The sequence below is a fragment of the Cellulomonas sp. P5_E12 genome (assembly GCF_054049315.1).
Genome location: NZ_JBFUMP010000006.1, coordinates 1 through 24,683, shown reverse-complemented (window position 1 = coordinate 24,683; position 24,683 = coordinate 1). Strand labels below are relative to the sequence as shown.

The following is a 24,683-nucleotide window of genomic DNA, read 5'->3' as shown; positions in this document are numbered from 1 at the left end:
CCCCATCCACCGTCGACCGATCGTGCTCGTGCACGGCACCCGGACGTCCTCCGCCATCTGGCGGCGACAGGTCGAGGCGCTCGAACGCTCCGGCCACCCGACGGTCACGCTGGACCTGCCCGGTCACGGCCGACGCTCGCACGAGCGGTTCAGCCTCGCGGGAGCACTCGACGCGATCGACGAGGCCGTCGACTCGTGCACCGAGCCCCCGCTGCTGGTCGGGCTCTCCCTCGGCGGCTACACGAGCCTCGCGTACGCCCGCCGGAACGAGGACAAGGTCGCCGGCGTCGTGCTGGCGGGCTGCTCGACCGAGATCAAGGGCAAGCCGCTCGGCGCCTACCGGCGCGCCTCCGGCATGGTCACCCGCGCACTGCGCCTGGGCGGTGGCGACTGGCACGTCGTGACCGACATGCTCGCCGCGATGACGGGCTACTCGCCGCTGGCGGACCTCCGCCGGACCGCGCTCCCGGTCTGGCTGGTCAACGGCAGCCGTGACCCGCTACGGATCGACGAGCGCCGGTACCGCGACGCCCGCCCCGGCACCCGGCTCACCGTGGTGCCMAACGCCGGCCACGACGTGAACGCCCACGCGCCGGTCGCCTTCAACCGCATCCTGTTCGACGCCCTGCACGAGCTGCGCCACCGGAGCGGCGGCCTCGCCGTCGCCTGATCTGCGGCTCCGGCAGGCACAGTAGTGGCGTGGACCCCGCGCAGCTCGCCGACGCCTCGCGGCTGCGCACCCGGGCGACCGTGCTGCACGCGGACGCCGACTCGTTCTTCGCGGCCGTCGAGCAGCGCGACAAGCCGTCCCTGCGCGGCAAGCCCGTGCTCGTCGGTGGCACCGGACCGCGCGGCGTCGTCTCGACCGCGTCCTACGAGGCCCGCCGGGCGGGTGCCCGCTCGGCGATGCCGATGAGCCGCGCCCGCCGGCTCGCTCCCGCCGCCGCCGTGCTGTTCCCCCGGTTCGAGGCGTACGCCGCGTACTCCCGGATCATCATGGCGACGCTCGGCACTCTCTCGGAGCTCATCGAGCCGCTGAGCATCGACGAGGCGTTCGTCGACCTCGAGGCCGGCCCGTTCGCCGACGACCCCGCCGCGGCCGCCGCCGACGTCCGCTCCCGGATCCGGGAGCGCACGGGCCTGGCGGTGTCGATCGGCATCGGCCGCACCAAGCTCGTCGCCAAGCTCGCGTCCGACGCCGGCAAGCCGGACGGGCTGCTGGTGGTCGAGCCCGCCGACGAGGACGACTTCCTGCTCCCGCTGCCCGTGCGCGCCGTCCCCGGCATCGGCCCCGCGACGGCCGCCGCGCTCGAACGTCTCGACGTGCGCACCGTCGCCGACCTGCGCCGCCAGGAGCTCGACGTCCTCACCATGACCGTCGGCGAGTCGTCGGGCGTCAATCTCTTCCGGCTGGCCCGCGGGATCGATCCGCGGCCCGTGGCCCCGGGCGGTGAGCGCAAGTCCGTCGGCGCCGAGCGCACGTTCGCGGAGGACATCTTCGGCTCGGAGCTCATCGCCGCGGCGATCGACCGGGTCGCCGACGAGGCGCTGCGCCGGCTCACCGCGCACGGCGGCGGGGCCCGGACCGTCGTCGCCAAGGTGCGGTTCGCCGACTTCACCACGCTGACCCGCTCGGTCACGCTCCCCCAGCCGTCGGCCGAGCCAGCCGAGCTGCGCGCCGCCGCGCACCAGGCCGCCCGCGCCGCCGGGATCAGCGACTCGGTGCGGCTGCTGGGCGTCTCGTTCCACAACCTGTCGGCGCACGCCCAGCTGACCCTGCCGTGGGGCGACGACGAACCCGCGCCGGTCGTCGTCGACGAGCCGTCCGACGACGCACCCGCAACCCGGGGCCTGCTGACCGAGGAGAACGCCCGACCCGGCCTGGACGTCGAGCACCCGACCCTCGGCCGCGGCTGGGTGGTGCACGTCCGCGGGCACCGGGCCACCGTGCGGTTCGAGACGGTCGACACCCCGCCGGCGCGCTCGCAGGTGGTCGACCTCGAGACCGACCCGCTCCTGCTCGTGCCGCCCCTGACTCCTACGCTCGACGAATGACGGACGTGCCCCGCAACATCGGCTCCGCCCTGGCCCAGGTGCTCGAGCCGTGGGAGCCGCACCTGCTTGCCCGGTTCAACGACCACGAGCTCAAGGTGGTCAAGCTGCACGGGGAGTTCGTGTGGCACACCCACCCCGACACCGACGAGATGTTCGTCGTCGTCACCGGCTCGCTGACCATCCGGCTGCGGGACGGCGACGTCGTGCTCGGGCCGCAGGACGTGTACGTGGTCCCGCGCGGCGTCGAGCACTGCCCGTGGGCCGGGGAGGAGGTGTCGGCGCTGCTGGTCGAGCTGGCGGGGACGGTCAACACCGGCGACGCCGGCGGCCCGCGGACCGCCGTCACGCGGGAGCTGGGTCCCGACCGTCCAGCCTGATCGTCCACGGCGTGACGGTCTCGACCACGAGGTGCGAACCGCTCCACGGGTCTCGCGCCAGCGTCGTGCGCACGTCGTCGACCGAGGCGGCCTCGACGGCGTGGACCACGCGGAGCTCGTCGACCAGCGGGCCGCCGAGCACCAGGAAGCCGGACTCGACGAGCCCGTCCATGAACGCGGCGTGCTCGGGCCAGCCGAGCTGCTCCTCCATCGGCTTCGACGCATCCCATGCGGGACCCGACCGGGTGAGCACGACCAGGAACATCGCCATGCCTCGTTGTACCGCAGGGCGCACGCCGTCCGCGAACATCAGGCTCAGGTTCGTGACGTCAGCTGCTCGACGCGAGCGACCAGCTCGTGCCACGCGCGCTCCGGGGGAACCCCGTGGCCGGCGTCGGGGATCACCAGCAGCTCGGCGTGCGGGATCTCGCGCGCCAGCGCCTCGCCGTGCGGGAGCGGGAACAGCGGGTCGTCCGCGCCGTGCACCACGAGCGTCGGCGCGGTGATCTCGCCGAGCCGGTGCCGCCAGGGCGGACCGGGATCGACGAGGTACGGGTTKACCGTGCTGGCCCGCAGGTCCCGCGACCGGTCCACGGTCCGCTCCGCGATCACGCGCTCCCGGTCCTTGTCGTAGCCCCCGCGCTGGAAGGGCCGCTCGAGCTCGGTGAGGTACGCGACGACGGCGTCGCGGTCGGCCCAGTCGGGTTCCGGCGTCCGGCCGTCGACGAGATCCCGCGTCTCCTGCGACATCCCCGGCAGGCCGTCCGAGCCCGGTGTGCTGCTCACCAGCGTGAGCGTCGAGAACCGATCCGCCTCGTCGAGGGCCAGCTGCTGCGCGATCATCCCGCCGCCCGACACCCCCAGCACGTGCGCGCGGTCGAAACCCTCGTGGTCCATCAGCGCGAGCACGTCCGCCACGACGTCGGCCATCGCGTACTCCGGCGCACCCACCGGCCAGGTCGTCGACCGACCCTGGTCGCGCGCGTCGTAGCGCAGCACGCGGTGCCGTCGGCCGAGCAGCTCGACCAGCCCGTCGGGCCAGTGGACCAGGCTGCAGCCGGCGCCGTGCACGAGGACGAGCGGCGCGCCCGACCCCTGGACGTCGACGCACAGGCGCACCCCGTCGGCGACGTCGACCATCCGCTCCGTCACGCGAGCGCCTGCCGGCTGCGTCGGTCGTTCTCCTTCTCGATCGCCGCGACGAGCTCGTCCTTGCTCATCCGCGAGCGCCCGGCGATCTCGAGCTCCTTCGCGACGTCGTACAGGTGCGCCTTGCTCGCGTTGGCGTCGACACCGCCCGCCGTCGGGGCGGTCGAGCCGAACCCCTCGTCGGCGCGCTGGTCCGACGGGCCGTACTCCTGCTTCGGCCGCCAGCTGTCGCCGACCTTCTCGTGCGTGTGCTTCAGCGCGGCGAACGCGACGCGGTGAGCGCGCTCCTCGTCGCCGTCGTACTGCTCGATCGCCGCGTCGTAGGCATGCGCGAAGGTCCGCTGCGCCTTCTCGTCGGAACGCTGCAGCGTGCTCGGTAGCTCGCTCTGCTTGGCGGCGCCGGATCGGGTCGTCTTGGGCACATCACGATCGTGACTCCCCGACCCGGACGCCGCCAGCGCAGCTACTTCGCCTCGGCCTGCGCCGCGTCGGCCGCCGCCTTGATCGCGTCGGCCTCGACCTTGTCGATGGCCTTCTCGACGATGGCGTCCGCCTTGGCGAGCGCCTCGCGGATCGCGACGGCGCCCGGGTCGGAGACGAGCGCGACGATGCCGGAGTGTCCCGGCGCGACCGCGTCCTGCAGCTCCTCGGCCAGGTCCTTGCGGTGGGCCAGCTCGCGCGCCTTGCCCGTCGCGGCGCCCACCGCGCCCAGCACGGCCGCGCTGCCGATGATCGACGGCGGGAAGATCAGGCCGAGCGCGACGCCGCCGACGACGCCCCAGGAAAGTCCCCGACGCGTGCTGTGGTCCGTGGCCTTCTGGATCTCGAGCTTGCCGTCCGCGTCGCGCTTGACGACGACGACGCCCTCGATGTCGAGGGTCTTGCCGTCCGCCACCGACGTGAGGGTCTCGTAGGCCGCCCACGCCGTGTCGGTGTCCGAGAAGTCGGCCACGAAGAGGGTGTAGGCGCCGTCGCTGAGTGCGGCGACGACGTCGGTGGGCTGGTCGTCCGACATGAAGTACTCCTTGGTCCGTCCGGAAAGGTCGCGTGGAATGCGACGGACCGACCGTATCCCCCACAACGCCCAGAACACAGCGAGCGGCGCCCGAGCTCGCGGTGCGCACCCCGCGGTCCGCACGGACACCGGTCGGTCTACGCTCGTGGGGCATGAGCTTCCTCTACGAGGAGAGGACCTCACCGTCGCCGTTCGTCGACGTGGTCTGGCGCACCCGAGACACCACCGACGGCACCTACCTCGCGTCCGCCGACGCCCGGTGGGACATGATCTTCACGATCACGGCGCACGGGCCGCGCGTGCTGCTCAGCGGGCCCTCGTCGGAACCGTCCGTGGTCCCGTACGCCGCCGGCAACGTCAACCTCGGCATCCGGTTCGCGGCCGGGACGTACTTCACCCACGTCCCCGTGCGCGCGATGTGCGACCGCACCGTGGCCCTGTGGATGCCGTCACCCACGACGTTCCTGCTGGCGGGGACCCCGTGGCCGTTCCCGGGGATGGACGACGAGCAGGTCGACACTCTCGTCGCGGCGTTCGTCGACGACGGCTACCTCGCTCACGACGACCTCGTCGAGTCCGCTCTCGACGGCGACGCCGGGTCGCGATCCCGGCGCACCGTCGAGCGGCACTTCACGCACGCCACAGGGATGAGCCCTCGCCGCGTCCGGCAGATCGAGCGCGCCCGAGAGGCCGTCGCCCGGCTCCAGCACGGCGACCCGATCGCCGACGTGGCCCACGCCCTCGGCTACGCCGACCAGTCCCACCTCACGCGCGACCTCAAGCGGCTCACGGGGTACACGCCGGGTCAGTCGCAACAGCGCGGGGAGCCCGTCTGAATGTCGTCTCGGTTCAAGACGTCGCGCGGGGCCGGCGGCTTGACTCGGCCGGACATCACCTCGAGGGGAAGGCATCGCCATGGACGTCCGACCGTACGAGATCGCGATCCCCGACACCGACGTCGCGGATCTCGTCGACCGCCTCGGCCGCACCCGGTGGCCCGCCGAGCTCACGTCCGGCTGGGAGCGCGGCACCCCCGTCTCGTATGCCCGGCGCCTCGCCGAGCACTGGCGGACCTCCTTCGACTGGCGTGCGGCCGAGGCGCGGCTGAACCGGATGCCGCAGTTCGTCGCCGACGTCGACGGCCAGCCCGTGCACGGCCTGCACGTGCGATCGAGCCAGAGGGGCGCCACGCCTCTCCTGCTGTGCCACGGCTACCCGGCGTCCTTCGTCGAGTTCGCCGCCCTGGCGCCCCTGCTGGCCGAGCCCGCCGACGGCCCCGCGTTCCACGTCGTGGCGCCGTCGATCCCCGGGTTCGGGTTCTCCACCCCGCTCGCCGGGCTCGGCTGGGACCTCGGCCGGACCGCGCTCGCCTTCGACCGGGTCATGACGAGCCTCGGCTACGACCGCTACGCCGTGTTCGGCGGGGACGTCGGCGCGGGGATCAGCGAGCAGATCTGCCTCGAGGCCGGCGACCGCGTGATCGCCTCGCTGGTCGCCACCGACCCCGGCGCGATCGCCACCGCGTACACGCCGCCGACCGACCACCTGACCCCGGAGGAGAAGGAGCGCCACGCCGCGCTCAAGGCCGCACGCGCCGAGGACTTCGGCTACCTGCAGGTCCAGACCACGCGCCCCCTGAGCGTCGCCTACGGCCTCACCGACTCGCCGGCCATGCAGCTCACGTGGATCGCCGAGAAGATCCGCGAGTGGACCGACCCGGAGCGCGAGCTCCCCGAGGATGCCGTCCCCCTCGACGACCTGCTCACGCTGGTCAGCGTGTCGTGGTTCGGGCGCGGAGGCGACGGCGCAGCCAACCTGCTGTACGAGGCGGCGCACGCCCCGGCCGCCTGGGGTCGGCGGCACGACCGGCCGCAGGGCATGGTCGCGTTCGGCGACGAACCTCTGATGCGCCGGATCCTCGACCCCGACGGACACCTCGCCTTCTGGGCCGAGCACCCCCGGGGCGGCCACTTCCCCGCGCTCGAGCGACCGCAGGAGCTCGCCGCCGATCTGCGCGCGTTCCTCGCCTCCGTCCTCGTGGGGTGAGTTCGCCGGTCCTGTACGGATGTGGGTGGGATGCGGTCTGATCGTGTCGAGCGACCGTGCGGCGCGGTCGCGCTGAGTGGAGGACCCCATGGCGACGATCGTCTCGACCCTGTTCATCTCGCTCGACGGCGTGGTCGAGATCGACCCCGCCTGGCACTTCCCGTACTTCGACGACCACATGGGTGCCGCGGTGGGCGAGGACTACGAGGGGACCGACGTGCTGCTGCTCGGGCGCGTGACCTACGACAGCTTCGCCGGTGCGTGGCCGGGCCGCGAGACCGCCGGCGGCCCGGACGCCACGTTCGCCGTGCAGCTGGGCGACCTCCGCAAGATCGTCGCCACCCGCGGGTCCCAGGACCTCGGCTGGCGCAACGCCGAGGCGGTGCGCGGCGACCTCATCGAGGCGATCACGGCGGTCAAGGCCGAGCCGGGCGTGGGCAAGATCCTCGTGGCTGGGTCGATCTCGGTGGTCCGCCAGCTGTTCGCGGCGGGCCTGATCGACGAGCTGCGCCTGCTCGTGCACCCTGTCGCCGCCCGGCGCGGCGAGCGGCTGTTCGACGAGGGCGAGCCCGTCTACCCGCTGCGGCTGGTGCGCTCCGACATCTTCCCGACGGGCGTCGTGCGGCTGATCTACGCGCCGAGCGAGCTGCCCAGCACCGCGTCGTACGACGACGTGACCGACAACGTCCCGGGCGCCGGTCAGGACTGACGTGTCGATCGGGTGGCCGCAGGCCCTCGCGTGGCGGCTGCGACGACACCTGCTCGAGCCGGTCGGCGACGGGTCGGCCGCGGACGTCGTACGCACCCTGGGCGCGGTCCCGGCCCAGCACGACACCGCCGTCGAGCTCGCCGTCGGCGTCCGGCGCCGGAGCCAGCGGCCCGGGGACGTCGCTCGCGCCCTGGCGGACGGCGAGCTGATCACGACGTTCGCCTTCCGCGGCGCCGTCCACCTGATGACGCCCGAGGACGCCGGCGCGTACCTGGCCCTGCGGGCCTCGAGCCGGATGTGGGAGCTGCCCAGCTGGCAGACCTACTACGGCCTGGCACCGTCCGACTGGCCRGCCTTCCGCGGGGTGGTCCGGGAGACTCTCGCCGACGGTCCGCTCACGTTCGCCGAGCTGACGGCGGCCGTCACCGCGCACCCCGCGTTCCGGCGCCTGGAGGTCACCTGGACGCTGCTCAAGCCGCTCGCCTGGCAGGGCGACCTGAGTTTCGGTGCCCCGCGCGACGGGCAGTCGACCTTCCAGCGCCTCGACACCAACCCCCGGTGGACCGGGCTCGTCGACGTCGACGACGCCGGGCGGCACGCGGTCGAGTCCTACGTCCGGGCGTACGGGCCGACGACGCCCGACCACCTCCAGTACTGGCTCGGCGAGGGGCTCGGCGCCGCCCGCAAGCGCATCCGGAGCTGGCTCGCCGACGTCGACGACCGCCTCACCGAGATCGACGTGGACGGCGAACCGGCCCTCGTCCTGCGCGAGGACCTCGACGCGCTGGTCGCGACGCCGCCGTCGACGGCCGTCCGGCTCCTTCCCCGGTACGACCAGTGGGTCCTCGGCCCCGGGACGGCCGACCGGCACGTCGTGCCGCCGGCGCACCGCGGCGAGGTCAGTCGCGGGGCCAACGTCGCCCTCGTCGGCGGCGTCGTCAGCGGCACCTGGTCGTGGGCGGCAGACGAGGTCGTCGTGACCTGGTTCCCCGACGCCGACCCCGGCGAGCGCGAGGCTGTGGCGGCCGAGGTCGAGCGGCTCGCGACGATCCTCGACCGACCGCTCCGCACGGACGCGCGAACGTGGGAGGGCGCATGACGGACGGGCCGACGCCCTTCGAGGTCCACCCGTCGGGCGCCTACTTCCACGGCACGAAGGCGGACCTGGCCGTGGGCGACCTGCTGGAGCCCGGCCGCACGTCGAACTTCGGGGGCGGTCGGACGGCGGGGCACGTCTACGTGACCGCGACGCTCGACGCGGCGACGTGGGGCGCGGAGCTGGCGCAGGGGGACGGCCCGGGTCGGATCTACGTCGTGGAGCCGACCGGGCCTCTCGAGGACGACCCCAACGTGACCGACAAGAGGTTCCCGGGCAACCCGACGCGGTCCTACCGGACCCGGGAGCCCGTGCGGGTCGTCGGCGAGCTCGAGGACTGGGTGGGGCACCCGCCCGACCAGCTCGCGGCGATGCGGGCGCACCTGGCCGACCTCGCCGGCCGGGGCGCCGAGGAGATCGACGACTGACCGGCGGACCTGCGTCGGCCGGGGGTGCGACCCGAGCTGCGCCCCTCGGGCTCAGCGGACCTGCGGCACCTTCTCTGCGCTCCCGCCCGTGGCGACGCCGCTGGTCACGACGCCGACTCCGAGGAGTGCGATCCCGAACTGCAGGACGGTCTCGACGTACGCCGGGTGCGCGAAGTCGTAGGCGACCCACGCCACGAAAACCATCAGTGCGAACGCGGGCAGCATCGCCTGCAGGACCCGGGCGCCGTACCCCAGCGACCGGTCGCGCAGCAGCGCCAGTCCGAGCACGGTGCTTCCGCCGATGAGCCCGACGAACGCGAGCCCGCTCACGCTCGAGACAGCCGCCGCGATCGTCCACTCCGGGTGCCCAGCGGCGATCGCGAGCGGTCCGAGGACGCCGAACCAGGTGGCGAGCACCGCCAGGCTGCCGAGCAGCACCCTCCGCGTCCCCCGGGCGACGCGGTTCGTCCCGGCGAAGCGCGGACCCTCACGCAGGAGCACGATCCCGAGGGTCACGTAGGTGTAGCCGTGCAGCAGCATCGCGAAGTATGCCCAGCCCGCAGGAGAGGTCATCGGGTCGTACGGGAGGTTCTCGCCGGTGGTCCCGTGGTAGATCGCGTCGGCGAGGGCGTAGGTCGACAGCACGATCGCGCCGGCCAGCGCGAGCTTGTGGTGCGTCGAGAGCGGGGTACGCGTCGGGGACATGTCTGCTCCTTCGGGCTTCGTCGGTCGCGGTCGATGGGATCGACGCTAGGGACCGGTCACCCGCGGCGGCGTCCTCCTCGAGCCACCCGGTCGCGTCGCCGCGCGGACGACAAAGGTCGTCCGTGAGGACGATCCGCACCGCTCCTGTCCTCCCTATGCTCGACGGCATGAGGCGACCCGGTCGGCTCGACGCAGTGATCGTGCTGGTCGCCGCAGCGGTGGCCGGTATCGCCGCCGCGCTCGACGGCGCCGGCTGGGCGAACTGGTTGTTCGGCACCGTCCTGCTTGCGAGCCTCGGGGTAGCGGTCCGTCTCGCGGTGGTCGCGGCGCACCGCGCCCGTCAGGAGTCGGCCCGAGCGCAGCGCCTCACCCAGACCCGTCCGGACGACGTCGCGCTCGCCGCCGTGCACGACGAGAGCCGYCGCCTGCACGCGGACACCCTCGTGGTCCTGCGCGGCTGCCTGCGGAGCGTCCTCGACGAGGTCGATCACCTCGACGCGGACCACCCGGTTCCCGCACTGCGTCGTGTGCACGAGCAGACCCAGCTCGCCACGAGCGAGCTTCGCCGCCAGCTCGGGCTGCTGCGTGCAGATCCACCCCCCGACGACCGACCCACGGACCCGACGGTCGGCACCCGACTGAACCGCGCGGACGTCGTGATCGCCGTCGCGCTCGTCGCGCTGGCGGTCGTCGAGACCCTGACGTTCTCCGGGATGGAGGGCGCCGCCGCGTCGGGTGCGTCGGTCGGGATGACGGCGCTCGCCGCCGCGCCGGTGCTGCTGCGACGTACCGCTCCGGGCCTCGGGTGCCTTCTCGTGGCGGTGGTGTTCGGCCTGGGCATCGTGCTGGACGCGTCGGTGATGCCCTCGTTCTGGGCGATCGGCACGCTCGGCTCGCTGCTGTGGACGGTGGCGAGCCGCGCCAGGTCCTGGAGCCCCGACGGGGTCGCCGCCGCCGCCCTGGTGTCGACGTCCCTCCTCAGCGTCCAGCTCTCCGCCCCGGAGAACGTCGCGGCGGTCGTCCTGATCCTGGCCGGGGCCGTGGGCGGCGGTCTTGCGGTGCGCTGGGCGCGACGGCGCGAGCGAGAGTCTCGTACGGCAATCCGCCTGCGCGAGGCGGAGCTCGGCGCCGCCGCACTCGAGGCGGTGACCGCGGCACGATCGGGTTTTGCACGCGACCTGCATGACGTGGTGTCGCACGCCGTCGGGCTGATCGCCGTCCAGGCGTCGGCGGGTCAGGTGTCGTGGCCACGGCACCCGCAGGACGTGGAGCGATGCGTTGCGGTCGTCCGCGACACGGCTCGGTCGACCCTCGCCGAGCTCGACCGGTTGATCCCCGCCCAGTCGTCCGCATCGCGGTCGATGGCCGACGTCGGCTCGCTCGTCGACCGCGTGCGCGCAGCCGGGACACCCGTCGCGCTCACGACGAAGGGCACGGTGCCGGACGCGCTGCTGCCGACCGTCCACCGGGTGGTCCAGGAGGCGCTCACCAACGTGGTGCGCCACGCGCCCGGCAGCGCGGCCGAGGTCTCCATCGACGCCCGCCCCGACGGCGTGACCGTGCGCGTCGTCGACGTCGACAGCCCAGCCCTCGGCACCAGCGGGCGAGGCTACGGCCTGGTCGGCCTCGCCGAGCGGGTCGAGTTCGTCGGCGGCACGCTCACGACCGGGCCGCGGGAGGGCGGCGGGTTCGTCGTCGACGCGTGGATGCCCGCCACGCCGGTGGTCGTGCCGTGAGCGTCCGCGTGCTCGTGGTGGACGACAACGACCTGCTCCGGGCGGGGCTCGTCACCGTGCTGCGCAGCGACGGCGACCTCGACGTGGTCGGCGAAGCGAGCGACGGCGTGAGCGCCGTGCAGCTCGCGCAGCGCCTCCACCCGGACGTCGTGCTCATGGACGTCGAGATGCCGGGCGGCGACGGGATCACGGCGACCGCGCGCCTCACCAGCACGTCGGCCTCGTCCCGACCGCGCGTCCTGATCCTCACGATGTTCGACCTCGACGAGTACGTCCTCGACGGCCTGCGGGCCGGCGCGAGCGGCTTCCTGCTCAAGACGACCCGGCCGGACCGGCTGATCGCCGGCGTCAAGGCGTGCGCGGCGGGCGAGACGACGCTGGGGCCGAGTGTCGTCTTGCGCCTCGTCGAGACGTACGTGATGAAGCCGGGCGCGGACCGCCCGCCCGGGCTCGACGACCTCACCGACCGCGAGCGGGACGTGCTCCGCGTGCTGGCGCGGGGCTCGTCGAACGCCGAGATCGCTGCCGAGCTCTACCTCGCGGAGACGACCGTCAAGACGCACGTCGCCCGCATCCTCGCGAAGCTCGGAGTGCGCGATCGAGTGCAGGCCGTCGTCGTGGCGCACCGGGCCGGCCTCGGCGCGAGCTGACACACATCCGGGGCTGGGCGCTCCCGAGAACACACGGGGCCTCACATCGTCCTGCGAGAGGACCTCGCGACGCTGCCGTCGACGGCAGTCCGGCTCCTTCCCCGGTCCGGCCAGTACCCCGGGGCGCGCCGGGACGGGAGGAGCAGCGGCTCCTCCCGTCCCGGCCACGCGACGGCTACTGGATCCGTTGCGTGAGGTTCCCGCTCGTGCTGGCGTTGAACCCGGCGCTCCCGCTGTAGACGACGGACACGGTGTGCCTGCCCGTGGTCAACGTGCTCGTCGAGTAGGCGGCCTGGCCGCTCGCGTTGAGCACCACCGGTGCGCCGACGGCGGAGCCGTCGATCCGGAACTGCACGGTGCCGCTCGGGGTGCCCACCCCCGGCGCGACCGCTGTGACGGTGGCCGTGAGAACCACCGTGGATCCCCGCGGGGCAGGGGTGCCGCTGGAGGTGACGACAGACCTGCTGGACGCCTTGTTCACCGTCTGCGACCGCACTGCGGACGTGCTGGCGCGGAAGTTGACGCTCCCGCCGTAGGCCGCCGACACGGTGTGCGTCCCCGGCACCATGGCACTGGTGACGAACCGGGCGCGCCCGGTCGCATCGAGCGCCACCGGACCGCCCACCGCACTGCCGTCGACGACGAACTGCACGCTCCCGGTCGCCGCGGCGGGAGTCACCCGAGCCGTGAAGGTGACCGTCTGCCCGAACACCGACGGGTTGCGGCTGCTCGTGACGGCGGTGGAGGACGTCGCCTGGTTCACGACCTGCGTGAGCAACGCGCTGCTGCCTCCGGCGAAGACGGCGGAGCCGCCGTAGGTCGCGATGACCGAGTGACTGCCTCCGGTCAGCGCGGAGGTGGCGTACGTCGCCCGCCCGTTGGCGCTCAGCGTCACCAGTCCGCCCACGTCGACTCCGTCGACGGTGAACTGCACCGTGCCGGCCGGGATGCCGGTGCCCGTCGTCGGTCGGACCGTGGCCGTGAACGTGACGGCCTGCCCGTAGGTCGACGGTGCGCGGTTGCTCCTCACCACCGTGGTGGTAGCCCGTAGCCCGGAGCCCACAGTCTGGGTGAGCGTCGGGCTGGTGCTGCCGAGGTAGGCGACGTCACCGCTGTAGGTCGCGACCACGGCGTGGGTTCCGACCGTGAGTGCGGTCGTCGCTACGTCAGCCTGTCCACCGACGAGAGGTACGGGGGCACCCACGGCGACGCCGTCGATCGTGAGCTGGACCGTCCCGGTCGCGGTCGACGGGCTGACCGTCGTCGTGAAGACCACGTTGCCGCCGACGGTCGACGGGTTCGCGCTGCTGACGACGGCGGTCGTCGTCGCGGTCTTGTCCACGGTCTGCGTCGTCGACGCCGAGCTCGGGAGGAACACGGCGTCACCGGCGTAGTCGACCGTGACGGGGTACACCCCCGCGGGCAGGGCGTTCGTCGTGAACGTCGCCGAGCCGGCGGCGTCCAGCGCCACCGTGGTGCCCGTGCCGTTCACCGCGAACGTGACGTCGCCGGTCGGCGTGCCCGCAGCCAGCAGCGCGTTCACCGTGGCGGTGAAGGTGACGTCCTGGCCCACGGACGACGGGTTCGGTGCGTTCAGCACGACCGTCGTCGACCCTGGCTTGGGGACGTCCACCGTGACCGGGCCCGCGTACGCGGACGTGCCGATCGCGTTCACCGCGGCGACGCGGTAGCTGTACGGACCAGGGCCGACAGCGACGTCCGTGTAGCCGGTGGCGTCGGGCGCGAGCGTGGCCAGCACGCCGAACGGTCCGGCGCCCACGGCACGCTCGAGCACGATGCTCGTCGCGTCGGACGCGTTGTTGGTCCAGCTGACCGCCACCTGCGCGCCGGCCGGCAGCGCCGGCGCCGACTCGACCACGGCCGCCAGTGCCGTCGGGGCCTTGGGCAGACCCACGACCGTGACGTCGTTGGACGGCGAGTCGCCGGCCGCGTTCCAGGCGATGACCCGGTAGGTGTAGGTCGCCGTCGGGTCGGGCGGGTTGTCGGAGTACGTCGTCGAGTTGGCCGGGGCGTTGGCGACGACCGCGTAGGCCCCCACGACGCCGTCGGTGACCTCGGCCCGCTCGATGCGGAAGCCGACCTCCGCGGTCCCCGCGTTCGTCCACGTCGACGGCTGCGCGTAGTCGACCGGAGTCCCGTCCGTCCACGCGAGGTCCACGCTTCCCCGGGTGAACGTCAGAACCGGCGCGTCAGGCAGCGCCCTGGCCACGTGCACCGACACCGGCCGCATCATGTCCATCTCCTCGTGGCTGAGGATGTGGCAGTGCCACACGTACTCCCACCCGAAGTCGGCGAGCACGTTCTCGATGGGCGCGACGGGGTTGCCGTTGGTGTCGGTGTTGTTGAAGCCCGCCTCGGTGCCGTTGGGGCCGTTGAGCGACCCCTTGGCGCCGATGGGCATCATCGGGTTCAGCGGCCGCACGCTGTCGGGGACGCCGAACGGGAGCGTCGGGACGATCGGACGCACGGCGACGATGGTGTCCTCGAGCGGACTGACTCTGACCGTGTCCTTCCAGCCCAGCTCGGTGGGATCAGGCGGGATGATGATGTTGTCCCAGGTGACCCTGTTGATCAGCTGCACGTCGTAGAGATGGAAGTGCAGCGGATGGGTGTCCACGCCGTTGTGCGTGATCTTCCAGATCTGGGTGCCGTCCGCCGACGACGAGATCGGTGTGACGTCCAGGCTGCTGGGCAGACCTGTGGTGTCGAGCAGCTCGGTCGCGGGGTTGACGAACGGGTACAGGATGATGTTCTGCAGCAGCGGGGTCGCCCCCGGCGCCTCGAGGCCCATGTTGGCCGTCATCCGTCCCCACTCGTCGAAGTTGGCCGAGTTCATCTCGTCGTGGATCCCCTTGCCCTGCAGCGGGATCGACAGCTTCGTGCCGGCGAGCGTGTCGAACGTGAACGGGTCGCCGCCCTGCTGGTGGATACGGGCGAAGCCATCGCACTTCGGCGCCGGGTTCGGCCCGCTGCAGTTGCCGGTGGCCGCGAAGTCCGTCCCGTAGGCGGAGTCGTACGCGTCCTGCCCGACGATGACCGGGTCCGAGCCGGACTCGAAGACCCCGGAGCCGTCGGCGTGGTGCGCGAACGCCGTCACGAGCGCGCCCATGCGGTCGGCCGTGGTGTTCGGCCGGTCGAACGCGGTGGCGGGTGCGGCGCTCGACACCTTCACCTGCATGACGGTGCGCGTGTTCGGTCCGTACCCGGGCAGCGTGCTCGGTGCACCGGCCGGGGAGAGGTCCGGTCCGCCGGTGTAGTAGTCGTAGCCGGGGACGCGTGCCGGGAAGGCCGCAGGGGCGTCGTTGTACAGGATGAGCGTCTTGCCCCGGTACTGCGAGAAGTCGACGATGACGTCGGCCCGCTCGGCCGGTGCGAGCAGCAGGGAGTGCTGGTCGACGTTGCCCACGTCGAACCGCGTCGGGTCGGTGATCCAGGTGGTCTCGTGCGCCGGGACGATGACCGGGGCGGGCAGGAAGCCACCCTCGGTGCCGATCTGGACCCAGCTCGGGCCCTTGGGGCTCTTCGCCAGGTCAGGAGTCGGGAAGACCACCGGGTCGGTCTGCGCGGCCTCGAGCTCGGACGTCTTGAGGGCGACCTCGCTGAGCGTGCCCGTCGTCGGGTCCGCGACGTACCAGGAGAGGTTCCAGAAGCGGTCGTTGGACGCGTTCAGGACGCGGTAGCGGTACGACTTCGGGTCGACGGTCGTCGTCGGGTAGGCCGTGCCGTTGACAGTGGGCGTGTCGTTGAAGGCCTCCATGCCCACTGAGACGTTCGGGGTGGACGGGATCTGCGGCGGCTCGCAGAACGGTTGCACGTCCGGGTCGCAGGTCGGGTCGTAGTACGGGTTGTCGATCGGCGGGTACGTGGCGTCCTTGGCCGGCGGCCAGAACCACGGGCCGTACATCCAGCGTCCGAACGAGCTCATGCCCGAGGCGGAGCCGGGGTTCTGCGCGGGCATGTAGACGTGCGGGGCCCACAGGCTGCCCATGCCACCCCACTTCGCGGCATCCCACGTCGGGTCCTGCTGGGCCATGGTCGCCGCGCTCGGCACGAAGGTCTTGTCCTCGACGACCAGCGGGGTCCCGAGGCCCAAGCCGTCAAGTGCGCCTCCGGGAGCGATGAGGCTCTGCTCCATCGGGTCGGTGATCAGGTATGCCGAGGCCTCGCCGGCGTACACGTTGAGCCGCGTGATGCCCCAGGAGTGGTCGTGGTAGAACATCAGCCGCGCGCTCTGCTGGTTCGTGTAGAAGAAGGTCTGCGCGCCCGGGCCCGGGTCGGGCATGTCGGGGACGTTGCTCACGCTGACGCCCGTCGGGTACGCCGTGTCCTCGCCGGCGGGCGTCACCCACTGGTGCGGGGTGCCGTCGCTGATCCACGGCGTGATGCCGCCGTGCAGGTGCAGGGTCGCCCTGTTCTCCGAGTAGCAGGTCCGGGGCTTGGGGGTCTGTCCGCACATGGGGTTGCGCACCCCGTCCGTGACGGTGCCCTCGTCGGCGGCCATCTCCATCGGCACGCCGTTCGCGTCCAGCGTCATCATGTCGGGACCTGCCCCGGAGCCCATCAGCGAGGTGTCGACGGGCAGGAAGAGGTCGCCCGCGACACCCGTCGGGAGCAGGTTGCGGAACAGGATCCGGACGGGCTTGTCCTTCGTCGCGACGATCGTCGGGCCGAGGTAGTGCGGGTCGTCGACCCCGGTGAACCCCGTGATCGGCGTGTCGGCGACGGTCGGGTCGAGGTTGGCGTTGCTGAGCGCGACTTGGCGCCCGGGCACCACGCTCGTGGAGAGCTGCACGTAGCCCCGCAGCAACGTCGCCGGGAGGTCGCGGTGGAACTTCATGCGGTACTGGACCACCGCGATCTCGTAGTAGTCCGTGCCGGGATAGGTGGTCGTGTCCGGGACCGCGACCGGGATGTACTGGCCGAGGTCGTTCGCCCCGTCCGGGCCCAGACCCGGCAGGGTGTCGACGAACTTCTTCAGCCCGGGCGTCAGGTAGCCGGCCCCGGGGCTCGTGACGGTGATGCCCGTGACGGCGCCCTTGACCGCGACGGTCGCAGTGGCGCTCGCACCCTTGTCGGCGGTCCCGACGGTGTCGGTGATCGCGACCACCGGAGCGGAGTCGTATCCCTCGCCGCCCGTCGTGACGTCGATCTGGCCGATCCCGACCGTCGCCTCGGCGGTCGCCGCCGTCGCGTTGACCTGGTCGCCGTCGAGGATCGTGACGGTCGGGGCCGTGGTGTAGCCGGAGCCGGCATCGACGACCTCGATCGCGGTGACCACGCCGTTCGCGTCCATGGTCGCCGTCGCAGTCGCAGGCGTGCCACCGGGAATGTCGGGCAGCGTGAACTTCACGATCGGCTGGATCGTGTAGCCGCTGCCGGGGTCGGTGAGCCTGACGTCGTCGACACCGCCGCTCGCGACCGCCGTCGCCTCGAGGCCCGGAGTCGGGTTGCCACCCGTCAGGGTGACCACCGGGGCGACGAACCCGAAGCCCGGCTCGTCGACCGCGATGCTCGTGATCACGCCCGTCGAGATCGCGGCGGTGGCCGCTGCGAGGGTCGGGGTGACGCCCGCCGCCGTGACGGCGACGTCGGGCGGCGTGGTGTATCCGCTGCCCGGTTGCGTGACGGTGATCGCGTCGATGCCACCGGTCTTCGGGTTGACGGTCGCCGTGGCCTCGGCTCCCGTGCCGCCGCCGTTGCTCAGCGTGACGACCGCGTCCGCGAGCGCCTGCGGGCTGTTCGCCCAGTTGGGGTAGGGGCCGAAGTAGTGCGGCACCCTCGACTCGTCGGTGGGGCTGCTCGGCGTCGCCGCGACGAGCGGGCCGGCGGCCGCAGCCGCGACCGGTCCCGACATCATCACGGCGAAGACGGCACCTAAGAGGGCCGCCACCGTCCTCCCCGCCGGCCCGAAGGTGCCCCTGTGCACAATCCCCGTTGATGACCTCATGACGTCCTCGCCAGTCTCGGAACTCCGCACGACTGGTTGCCGCGCGGTGCGGATCTGGCTTCTAGGTATCCACCTGACGCAAAACGGACACTAGGGACAAAAGTCCTGTGACACTCCTGGGCGGGGGCTGTGGGTTGGGGTGCGCGCACACCGCGCATGACGTCAGGTCGCGCATCCCCGTGACCGGTGCGCGCGGGCAGACGCCCGGGCCACCGGTCGGGCTCGGGCGGGCTGGTGGTCGTCGCGCTACTTCGCGAGCTCCTCGTCGATCGTGTCCACCCACCGAGCGATCTGCTGTGGGTCCCGCCAGTCGCCCGCCATCTTCTTCGCCATGGCGGAGGCCGGGAACCCGGTGGCATCCGGGAGCAGCCGCCCCCCGAACGTCACCGTCCCGCGTGCGTCGATCTGCTTCGCGGCGGCCCGCACCTGGCCGACGGGCCCGATCTCCCCTGTCGTCGCGGTCGCGTCGAGCGGACCGGTGGCGACGAGCCAGACCGGAACCTGGGACAGCCCCTGCGCGTGGCGGCGGACGAACCGGCGCGCGTCCTTGTGCCAACGGCCCGCGTAGAGCGCACCCGCGACGACGACCGCGTCGACGTCCGTAAGTCGCTCGACCTCGGCGGCAGGTCGGACGACGGCATCGTGACCGTGCTCACGCAGGTCCTCGCCGATCGTCTCCGCCACACCCTCGGTGCCGCCTCGGGTACTCCCGTAGGCGACCAGCACGCGCGTCATGATGTCCTCCCCGATCGCGGCGGCCACCCCGTGGTGACCGACAACTCCATCGTCGTCGTGCGGCCGACGGCGACCAGGGCCAGAGGTCCCGAGCTCACGAGACGAAAAAACCCCCGATCCGCGTCTCCGCAGATCAGGGGCACTTTCGTCGCTGTCTCAACGAGTGTCCGGAGGGGGACTTGAACCCCCACGCCCTTTCGGGCACTAGCACCTCAAGCTAGCGCGTCTGCCATTCCGCCACCCGGACAGGTGGACCGCAGGGCACCCGGAGGCGCCCTCAGGTGCGGCAGAAAAGATAGCACGGCGCGGCGCCCGGGCACGCATCGCGCGTGCGAGGCAGACTTGCCGCAGACGCCGGGACCGGCCGTCACCGGCTGTGATGCAGGGAGCCCCATGACCGACGCCAGCAGCTCGACCGGACGGACCACGTCCACCCCATCGGCGCGCAAGGTCGCCGGCGCGCGGCGCAACCCGAGCGCGTAMGGGGTCGAGCACACCGCTCCGCGATGGCTGCGCAACGCAGCAGGCACCTCGTGGCGGCTGCTGGTCGTCATCGCGATGGTCGCGCTGATCTTCTACGTCACGGGTCGCGTGCAGCTGCTGTTCGTGGCGCTGTTCCTGGCGTGCGTGTTCACCGCGGTCCTGCGGCCGCTCGTCGACTTCCTCGCCCGGTCGATGCCCCGCGGGCTCGCGACCGCCCTGGCACTCCTCAGCGGCATCGTCTTCTTCCTGGGGCTCCTGACGTACGTCGGGTACTCGATCGCCAACCAGTGGACCGACCTCACCGAGCAGTTCAGCGACGGCATCGGGCAGATCACCGACTTCCTGGAGAGCGGGAACCTGCCGTTCACCATCACGAACGACCAGATCGCCGAGTGGATCAACAACGGCCAGAAGTGGGTGCAGGAGCACGCCGGTGACCTGGCGGGCCAGGCGGCCGCCGGAGCCGGCTCCGTGGTCGAGGTGTTCACCGCGCTCGCGCTGGCCATCTTCTGCACGGTGTTCTTCCTGGCGCGTGGGCGCGAGATGTGGACGTGGTTCCTCAACCAGCTGCCCGCTCGCGTGCGCGAGAACTGGAAGACCGCGGGCGGCGCCGGCTGGTACACGTTCTCCGGCTACACGCGCGGCACGGTGATCATCGCGGTCACCGACGGGATCCTGGCCTTCATCCTGCTGACCATCCTTCGGGTGCCGCTGTCCGCCCCGCTCGCGGTGCTGGTGTTCATCGGTGCGTTCATCCCGCTGATCGGCGCTCCGCTGGCGATGGTGGTGGCGATGATCGTGGCTCTCGCCGCGAACGGGTTGCTGTCGGCGGCGCTCGTCGGTGCCGGCATCGCCCTGATCGGCCAGTTCGAGGGGCACTTCCTGCAGCCGATCGTGATGGGCAAGCAGGTGGCGCTGCACCCGGTGATCATCGCGCTGGCCGTCACCGCGGGAACCCTGACCGCGGGGATCCTCGGCGCGGTCATCGCCGTCCCGCTCGTGGCGGTCTGCTGGGCGATCTTCGCGCGGCTGCGCACGATGGACCCGCCGATGGACGAGGACGAGGCGGACGACGAGGTCGAGCCGGTGGACGACACGCAGCATCTCGACGACGACGAGGCCGTCACCCAGGCCTGAGCGTCACCGGAAGTCCCGCGACGCCGTCCGGACCTTCAGCGACATGGCGCTCAGGTGCTCGGCCACCAGGTTGGTCGCCCCGTCCGACCGCTCCAGCCGACCGCGAACGACGAGCGCCCGTGACGTGCGGGCGACCTTGCGGAACTTCTGCCACAACCCTGCCGAGCAGATGATGTTGAGCAGCCCGGTCTCGTCCTCGAGCGACAGGAACGTGATCCCGCCCGCGGTACCCGGCCGCTGCCGGTGGGTCACGACGCCGGCGACGGCGACCCGCCGCCCGAGCTCGTGGGTGTACGCCTGCTCGACCCGCAGGACCCCCGCCGCGTCGAGCCCGTCGCGGACGAACTGCGTCGGGTAGGAGTCGACCGAGACGCCCGTCGCCCACACGTCCGCGGTGGCGATCTCGACATCGCTGAGCCCAGGCAACATCGGCGCGCTCACCCCCACCGAGACGCCCGGCAGCGTGTCCGGTCCCTCCTGCGCGAGCGCGCCGGCGGCCCAGAGCGCCTCCCTCCGAGTGACGTCCAGGCTGTCGAGCGCGCCGGCGGTGGCGAGGGCCTCGAGCTGCGCCGTCGACAGCTGCACCCGTCGGACCAGCTGGCGCAGGTCGGCGAACGGGCCGTGCGCGCGGCGCTCGTCGACCACCCGTTGCGCGACGTCCTCCCCCACCGACCGGACCGACGAGAGCCCCAGCCGGACCGCGAGGGACCGCGTCCCGTCCCCCGTGCGCACCCCCGGCGCGGTGACCGGACCGGTGCCGCTCGGCGCGGGGACGAGGAGCGGCTCGCCGCCGTCCGGCGTCGGACCCAGCCGCTCGACGCGCGCCAGCGCATCCGACGCCTGCACGTCCGGGCGCAGCACCTCCAGGCCGTGCCGGCGCGCATCGGCCGCCAGGCTCTGCGGCGAGTAGAAGCCCATCGGCTGCGCGGCCAGCAGCCCCGCGTAGAACGCGGCCGGGTGGTACACCTTCAGCCACGCGCTGGCGTACACCAGGAACGCGAACGAGTAGGCGTGCGACTCCGGGAACCCGAAGTCGGCGAACGCCCTGAGCTTGTCGAAGATCTCCGCCCCGGTCTTCTCGTCGATCCCGTGCCCGGCCATGCCGGACATCAGCCGCCCGCGCATCGCCTCCATCCGCTCGGTCGAGCGCTTGGACCCCATCGCCCGCCGCAGCTGGTCGGCCTCCGCCGGCGTGAAGTCGGCGACGTCGATGGCCATCTGCATGAGCTGCTCCTGGAACAGCGGGACGCCCTTGGTCTTGGCCAGCGACTTCTCCAGCAGCGGGTGCAGGTACGTGACCGGTTGGCGTCCGTGCGCGCGCTCGATGTACGGGTGCACCGAGCCGCCCTGGATGGGGCCGGGGCGGATGAGGGCGACCTCGATGACGATGTCGTAGAACGTGCGCGGCTGCAGGCGCGGCAGCGTGCCCATCTGCGCGCGCGACTCCACCTGGAACACCCCGACGGTGTCTGCCGCGCTGAGCAGGTCGTACACGCGCGTGTCCTCGGCCGGCAGCCCGTGCAGGTCGAGCTCCTCGCCCTCGTGCTCGTGCACGAACCCGAACCCGATGCGCAGCGCGGTGAGCATGCCGAGCCCGAGCAGGTCGAACTTCACCAGCCCCGCGTCCGCGCAGTCCTCCTTGTCCCACTGCAGCACCGTGCGGCCCGGCATCCGCGCCCACTCCACCGGGCACACCTCGATGACCGGGCGGTCGCACATGACCATGCCGCCGGAGTGGATGCCGAGGTGCCGCGGCAGGCGCAGGAACCGGTCCGCCAGGTCGATGACCTGCTCCGGGATCTCGTCGAGGTCGTCCGCCGACGGTGGCCGGACCGCCGGGACGACGTCGTGCCCGTCGGCCGTGGCCAGCCCCGGCGTCTCCACCCCCTTCGCGGCACGCAGCACCGACGGCGGCTCCCACGTGTTGCCCCACATCGAGGCCTGCGTGCGCCGGCGGTCCTCGCGCGCGGTGGTGGGCACCGGTCCCGTGTGGCCGGTGTGCGGGCGCGCCTTCCGACCCGGCCCCGCGGACGGCTTCTCGGGCGGAGGGGTCGGCGCGGTCGAGCGCAGGCTCCCCCACCGCTCGATCGACTGCGCCCACGCGTCCTGCTGCCCGGCGTCGTACCCGAGCGCCCGCGCGGCGTCCCGGACCGCCGACCGCGGCCGGTAGGAGATGACGTTGGCCACCTGCGCGGCATGTGTACGTCCGTGCTTCTCGTAGACGTACTGGATGACCTCCTCGCGCCGCGCCGACTCGATGTCGACGTCGATGTCCGGCGGCCCGTCGCGCTCGGGGGCGAGGAACCGCTCGAACAGCAGCCCGTGCCGGACGGCGTCGACCGCGGTCACCCGCAGCGCGTAGCAGACCGCGGAGTTGGCGGCCGAGCCGCGGCCCTGAGCCATGATCCCGTTGCGGCGGCAGAAGTCGACCAGGTCGTAGACCACGAGGAAGTACCCCGGGAAGCCGAGGTCCTCGATGACGCGCAGCTCGTGCGCCAGCTGCGCGTACGCACCCGGGACCTTCTCCGTCTCCGGTGGCCCGTACAGCTCGAGCGCGCCGCGGCGGACCAGCTCGCGCAGCCAGGTGGCCTCGGTGTGGCCCGCGGGCACGGGGTAGGGCGGCAGCTGGGGAGCGACGAGCGACAGGTCGAACGCGCACTCGTCGGCCAGGTCGGCCGCGGTCACCACCGCCGAGGGGTGCCGACGGTGCAGCGCGAGCATCTCGGTGGCCGACCGCAGGTGCGCCATCGGGCCGCCCGGCAGCCAGCCGTCCAGGTCCTCCAGCGACGACCGGGCGCGGACCGCCGCGAGCGCGGCGGCGAGGTCGGCGTCCCGTGGCGTCGCGTAGTGCACGTTGCCGGTGGCGACGAGCGGGAGGCCGGCGTCGGCCGCGAKGTGCGCGAGCGCGTCGGCGCGGTCGGAGTCGTACGGATCGCCGGCCGCGGTGACCTCGACGGCCACGTTGTCCCGCCCGAACAGCGCGACGAGCCGGTCCAGCTCGGTCCTCGCGGCGGCGACCCCGGTGGGGCTGACCCCGGCGACGCCCGACGGGTCCCCGCCCGCGAGCGCGCGCCGCACGGACCCCTTGCGGCAGCCCGTGAGCACCAGCCACTGGCCGGCGGCGGTCTCCGCGAGCTGCTCGAGCCGGTAGTCCGCGGCCCCCTTCTGCCCCGTCCGCAGGTGCGCCTCGGCGATCGCGCGGGACAGCGCGCGGTAGCCGTCCGGCCCGCGGGCGAGGACGAGCAGGTGCGATGCCCGCGGGTCCGGGATGCCGGTGGGGAGGTCGAGCACCGGCGGCCCCGGGGTGGCGCGCGTCTTCTCCCGCGGGTGCCGACGACCGTCCGGCGCAGGCAGGTGCAGCTCGGCACCGAACACCGTGGGCAGCCCGACCGCCTTGGCCGCCTGCGCGAACCGGACCACGCCGTAGAGCCCGTCGTGGTCGGTGAGCCCGAGCGCGCGCAGCCCGAGCCGCGACGCCTCGGCCGCGAGCTCCTCGGGCTGGCTGGCTCCGTCGAGGAAGCTGAACGCGGAGTGGGCGTGCAGCTCGGCGTAGCGCGGAAGGACCCCCTCAGTCATAGGTCGCCTCGCACGTCCACCCGCTCGCCGTGCACGCCAGCAGCACCGCGCGACCGTCGTCGAAGGTCACCTGCAGGTGCGCTCGCAGCCCGGGGCGGTCGTCGGCCGTCGCCCACCAGCGCTCGCTCAACAGCCACGGCCCGGCCCACCCGACCACCGCGCTGGGCGAGCCGGTCCCGTCGTCAGCGGACCGCACCCGCTCGACGGCGACATCCCACGCCTCGACCCGGCGACGACCCTCCGCCCGCCCGCGGGCACCCGACGGCCTGGCGGCCACCGGTGCGTCGTCCGGCTCGCGCGGCAGCCACCGCACCCACGCCGGCTCGCCGCGCATCCCGCTGCGCACGTCGAGCACCACGGGCACCCCGGCGGCGTCGCGCACGTCGACCCGCTGGGGCGGGTCGAGCACCGTCGCCGGTGCGGGGTCGGGCAGCCTGCCCGGCCACGGCCGGTCCACGGGTCGCGCCGGCTCGGTCTGCTCGCCCCACGACCGCAGGTGCACCTGGTCCCGCACGTCGCGCCCGCCCTGCAGGGTGGCGACGAGGATCCCCGACCCGCCGACGATCCCCTGCACCCGGTCCAGCGCGCGGTGCGCGCGCAGGTCACCACCGGACGGCCCGCCCCACAGTCGGCCCTGCTCGGCACCCGCAGGAGCGACGTCGAGGGCGGTGACCGCGAGGTGGACCAGCGTGACGGACCGAGAGTCCTCGTCCGGCCACGGGTTCGTCGGCAGGTCGTCGTGCGCCCACGGGTCCCGACCGGACGCGACGGCGTCCCGTGCGGCCCGCGCGCGGGCACGCGCGGCGGGGTCGGGGTCG

Annotated in this window: 19 protein-coding genes, 1 tRNA gene and 1 pseudogene; 11 read left to right on the top strand and 10 right to left on the bottom strand. The window is 72.9% G+C overall.

Features of this window, described 5'->3' with window-relative positions; all coding sequences use genetic code 11:
- Positions 1-22: 22 nt before the first annotated feature.
- Genes ACXJKA_RS06485 through ACXJKA_RS06475 form a run of 3 tightly spaced genes read left to right on the top strand, consistent with a single transcriptional unit; the run spans position 23 to position 2,432 of the window.
- Positions 23-670, top strand: a complete 648-nt coding sequence (locus ACXJKA_RS06485) for an alpha/beta fold hydrolase (protein WP_456824367.1) — start codon at positions 23-25, stop codon at positions 668-670.
- 29 nt (positions 671-699) lie between these two features.
- Positions 700-2,055 (top strand): DNA polymerase IV, encoded by a 1,356-nt coding sequence (locus tag ACXJKA_RS06480; protein WP_456824366.1) that lies wholly within the window; start codon positions 700-702, stop codon positions 2,053-2,055.
- Complete coding sequence (locus ACXJKA_RS06475) at positions 2,052-2,432, top strand: cupin domain-containing protein (RefSeq protein ID WP_456824365.1); 381 nt, start codon at positions 2,052-2,054, stop codon at positions 2,430-2,432. The genes ACXJKA_RS06480 and ACXJKA_RS06475 overlap by 4 nt, the downstream gene beginning before the upstream one ends.
- On the opposite strand, the gene ACXJKA_RS06470 is transcribed toward ACXJKA_RS06475, so the two are convergent.
- From ACXJKA_RS06470 to ACXJKA_RS06455, 4 genes are read right to left on the bottom strand one after another with little or no spacing between them, the layout of a single operon-like run.
- A complete protein-coding gene (locus ACXJKA_RS06470) occupies positions 2,398-2,703 on the bottom strand; it encodes a hypothetical protein (RefSeq protein ID WP_456824364.1) in 306 nt (101 codons plus the stop codon). The genes ACXJKA_RS06475 and ACXJKA_RS06470 overlap by 35 nt on opposite strands.
- A gap of 44 nt (positions 2,704-2,747) precedes the next feature.
- Positions 2,748-3,584, bottom strand: a complete 837-nt coding sequence (locus ACXJKA_RS06465; RefSeq protein WP_456824363.1) for an alpha/beta fold hydrolase — start codon at positions 3,582-3,584, stop codon at positions 2,748-2,750.
- A complete protein-coding gene (locus tag ACXJKA_RS06460; protein ID WP_456824362.1) occupies positions 3,581-4,003 on the bottom strand; it encodes a ChaB family protein in 423 nt (140 codons plus the stop codon). The genes ACXJKA_RS06465 and ACXJKA_RS06460 overlap by 4 nt, the downstream gene beginning before the upstream one ends.
- A 41-nt stretch (positions 4,004-4,044) precedes the next feature.
- The gene (locus tag ACXJKA_RS06455) at positions 4,045-4,596 is read right to left on the bottom strand and encodes a DUF1269 domain-containing protein (protein ID WP_456824361.1); all 552 of its coding nucleotides are present in this window, start codon (positions 4,594-4,596) and stop codon (positions 4,045-4,047) included.
- Between the two features lie 152 nt (positions 4,597-4,748).
- Here ACXJKA_RS06455 and ACXJKA_RS06450 point away from each other — a divergent pair, with 152 nt between their 5' ends.
- From ACXJKA_RS06450 to arr, 5 genes are all read left to right on the top strand, one after another.
- Positions 4,749-5,432, top strand: a complete 684-nt coding sequence (locus tag ACXJKA_RS06450) for a helix-turn-helix domain-containing protein (RefSeq protein WP_456824360.1) — start codon at positions 4,749-4,751, stop codon at positions 5,430-5,432.
- Between the two features lie 79 nt (positions 5,433-5,511).
- A complete protein-coding gene (locus tag ACXJKA_RS06445; protein ID WP_456824359.1) occupies positions 5,512-6,642 on the top strand; it encodes an epoxide hydrolase family protein in 1,131 nt (376 codons plus the stop codon).
- 88 nt (positions 6,643-6,730) lie between these two features.
- A complete protein-coding gene (locus ACXJKA_RS06440; RefSeq protein ID WP_456824358.1) occupies positions 6,731-7,351 on the top strand; it encodes a dihydrofolate reductase family protein in 621 nt (206 codons plus the stop codon).
- A gap of 1 nt (position 7,352) precedes the next feature.
- The gene (locus tag ACXJKA_RS06435) at positions 7,353-8,450 is read left to right on the top strand and encodes a winged helix DNA-binding domain-containing protein (protein WP_456824357.1); all 1,098 of its coding nucleotides are present in this window, start codon (positions 7,353-7,355) and stop codon (positions 8,448-8,450) included.
- Positions 8,447-8,875: an NAD(+)--rifampin ADP-ribosyltransferase gene (arr, locus tag ACXJKA_RS06430; RefSeq protein WP_456824356.1), complete on the top strand. Its 429-nt coding sequence runs from the start codon at positions 8,447-8,449 to the stop codon at positions 8,873-8,875. Before ACXJKA_RS06435 ends, arr begins: the two co-directional genes overlap by 4 nt.
- A 51-nt stretch (positions 8,876-8,926) precedes the next feature.
- Here arr and ACXJKA_RS06425 read toward each other — a convergent pair whose 3' ends face one another.
- Entirely contained in the window at positions 8,927-9,580 is a 654-nt protein-coding gene (locus ACXJKA_RS06425) for a hypothetical protein (protein WP_456824355.1), read from the bottom strand.
- A gap of 167 nt (positions 9,581-9,747) precedes the next feature.
- Here ACXJKA_RS06425 and ACXJKA_RS06420 point away from each other — a divergent pair, with 167 nt between their 5' ends.
- Together ACXJKA_RS06420 and ACXJKA_RS06415 are read left to right on the top strand one after the other, a co-directional pair.
- Complete coding sequence (locus ACXJKA_RS06420; RefSeq protein WP_456824354.1) at positions 9,748-11,316, top strand: sensor histidine kinase; 1,569 nt, start codon at positions 9,748-9,750, stop codon at positions 11,314-11,316.
- Positions 11,313-11,966: a response regulator gene (locus ACXJKA_RS06415; protein WP_456824353.1), complete on the top strand. Its 654-nt coding sequence runs from the start codon at positions 11,313-11,315 to the stop codon at positions 11,964-11,966. Before ACXJKA_RS06420 ends, ACXJKA_RS06415 begins: the two co-directional genes overlap by 4 nt.
- 175 nt (positions 11,967-12,141) lie before the next feature.
- Here the strand turns inward: ACXJKA_RS06415 and ACXJKA_RS06410 are convergent, their stop codons facing one another.
- The 3 genes from ACXJKA_RS06410 to ACXJKA_RS06400 all read right to left on the bottom strand — a co-directional run bounded on the left by ACXJKA_RS06410 (position 12,142) and on the right by ACXJKA_RS06400 (position 18,916).
- A complete protein-coding gene (locus tag ACXJKA_RS06410; RefSeq protein ID WP_456824352.1) occupies positions 12,142-17,877 on the bottom strand; it encodes an Ig-like domain repeat protein in 5,736 nt (1,911 codons plus the stop codon).
- Between the two features lie 303 nt (positions 17,878-18,180).
- Entirely contained in the window at positions 18,181-18,669 is a 489-nt protein-coding gene (locus ACXJKA_RS06405; protein WP_456824351.1) for a flavodoxin domain-containing protein, read from the bottom strand.
- Between the two features lie 164 nt (positions 18,670-18,833).
- Positions 18,834-18,916, bottom strand: a tRNA-Leu gene (locus ACXJKA_RS06400).
- A 146-nt stretch (positions 18,917-19,062) separates the two neighbouring features.
- On the opposite strand from ACXJKA_RS06400, the gene ACXJKA_RS06395 reads away from it, so the two are divergent.
- Entirely contained in the window at positions 19,063-20,289 is a 1,227-nt protein-coding gene (locus ACXJKA_RS06395) for an AI-2E family transporter (RefSeq protein WP_456824350.1), read from the top strand.
- A 3-nt stretch (positions 20,290-20,292) separates the two neighbouring features.
- Here the strand turns inward: ACXJKA_RS06395 and ACXJKA_RS06390 are convergent, their stop codons facing one another.
- The gene (locus ACXJKA_RS06390) at positions 20,293-23,865 is read right to left on the bottom strand and encodes an error-prone DNA polymerase (protein WP_456824349.1); all 3,573 of its coding nucleotides are present in this window, start codon (positions 23,863-23,865) and stop codon (positions 20,293-20,295) included.
- Positions 23,858-24,683: pseudogene (locus ACXJKA_RS06385) on the bottom strand (DNA polymerase Y family protein); the annotation flags it as partial. The pseudogene ACXJKA_RS06385 and the gene ACXJKA_RS06390, both read right to left, overlap by 8 nt.

Coding starts and splice junctions, on each gene's coding strand:
- ACXJKA_RS06445 (WP_456824359.1), top strand. CDS start 5,512: ATGGACGTCCGACCGTACGAGATCGCGATCCCCGACACCGACGTCGCG.
- ACXJKA_RS06440 (WP_456824358.1), top strand. CDS start 6,731: ATGGCGACGATCGTCTCGACCCTGTTCATCTCGCTCGACGGCGTGGTC.
- ACXJKA_RS06475 (WP_456824365.1), top strand. CDS start 2,052: ATGACGGACGTGCCCCGCAACATCGGCTCCGCCCTGGCCCAGGTGCTC.
- ACXJKA_RS06405 (WP_456824351.1), bottom strand. CDS start 18,669: ATGACGCGCGTGCTGGTCGCCTACGGGAGTACCCGAGGCGGCACCGAG.
- ACXJKA_RS06470 (WP_456824364.1), bottom strand. CDS start 2,703: ATGGCGATGTTCCTGGTCGTGCTCACCCGGTCGGGTCCCGCATGGGAT.
- ACXJKA_RS06455 (WP_456824361.1), bottom strand. CDS start 4,596: ATGTCGGACGACCAGCCCACCGACGTCGTCGCCGCACTCAGCGACGGC.
- ACXJKA_RS06450 (WP_456824360.1), top strand. CDS start 4,749: ATGAGCTTCCTCTACGAGGAGAGGACCTCACCGTCGCCGTTCGTCGAC.
- arr (WP_456824356.1), top strand. CDS start 8,447: ATGACGGACGGGCCGACGCCCTTCGAGGTCCACCCGTCGGGCGCCTAC.
- ACXJKA_RS06425 (WP_456824355.1), bottom strand. CDS start 9,580: ATGTCCCCGACGCGTACCCCGCTCTCGACGCACCACAAGCTCGCGCTG.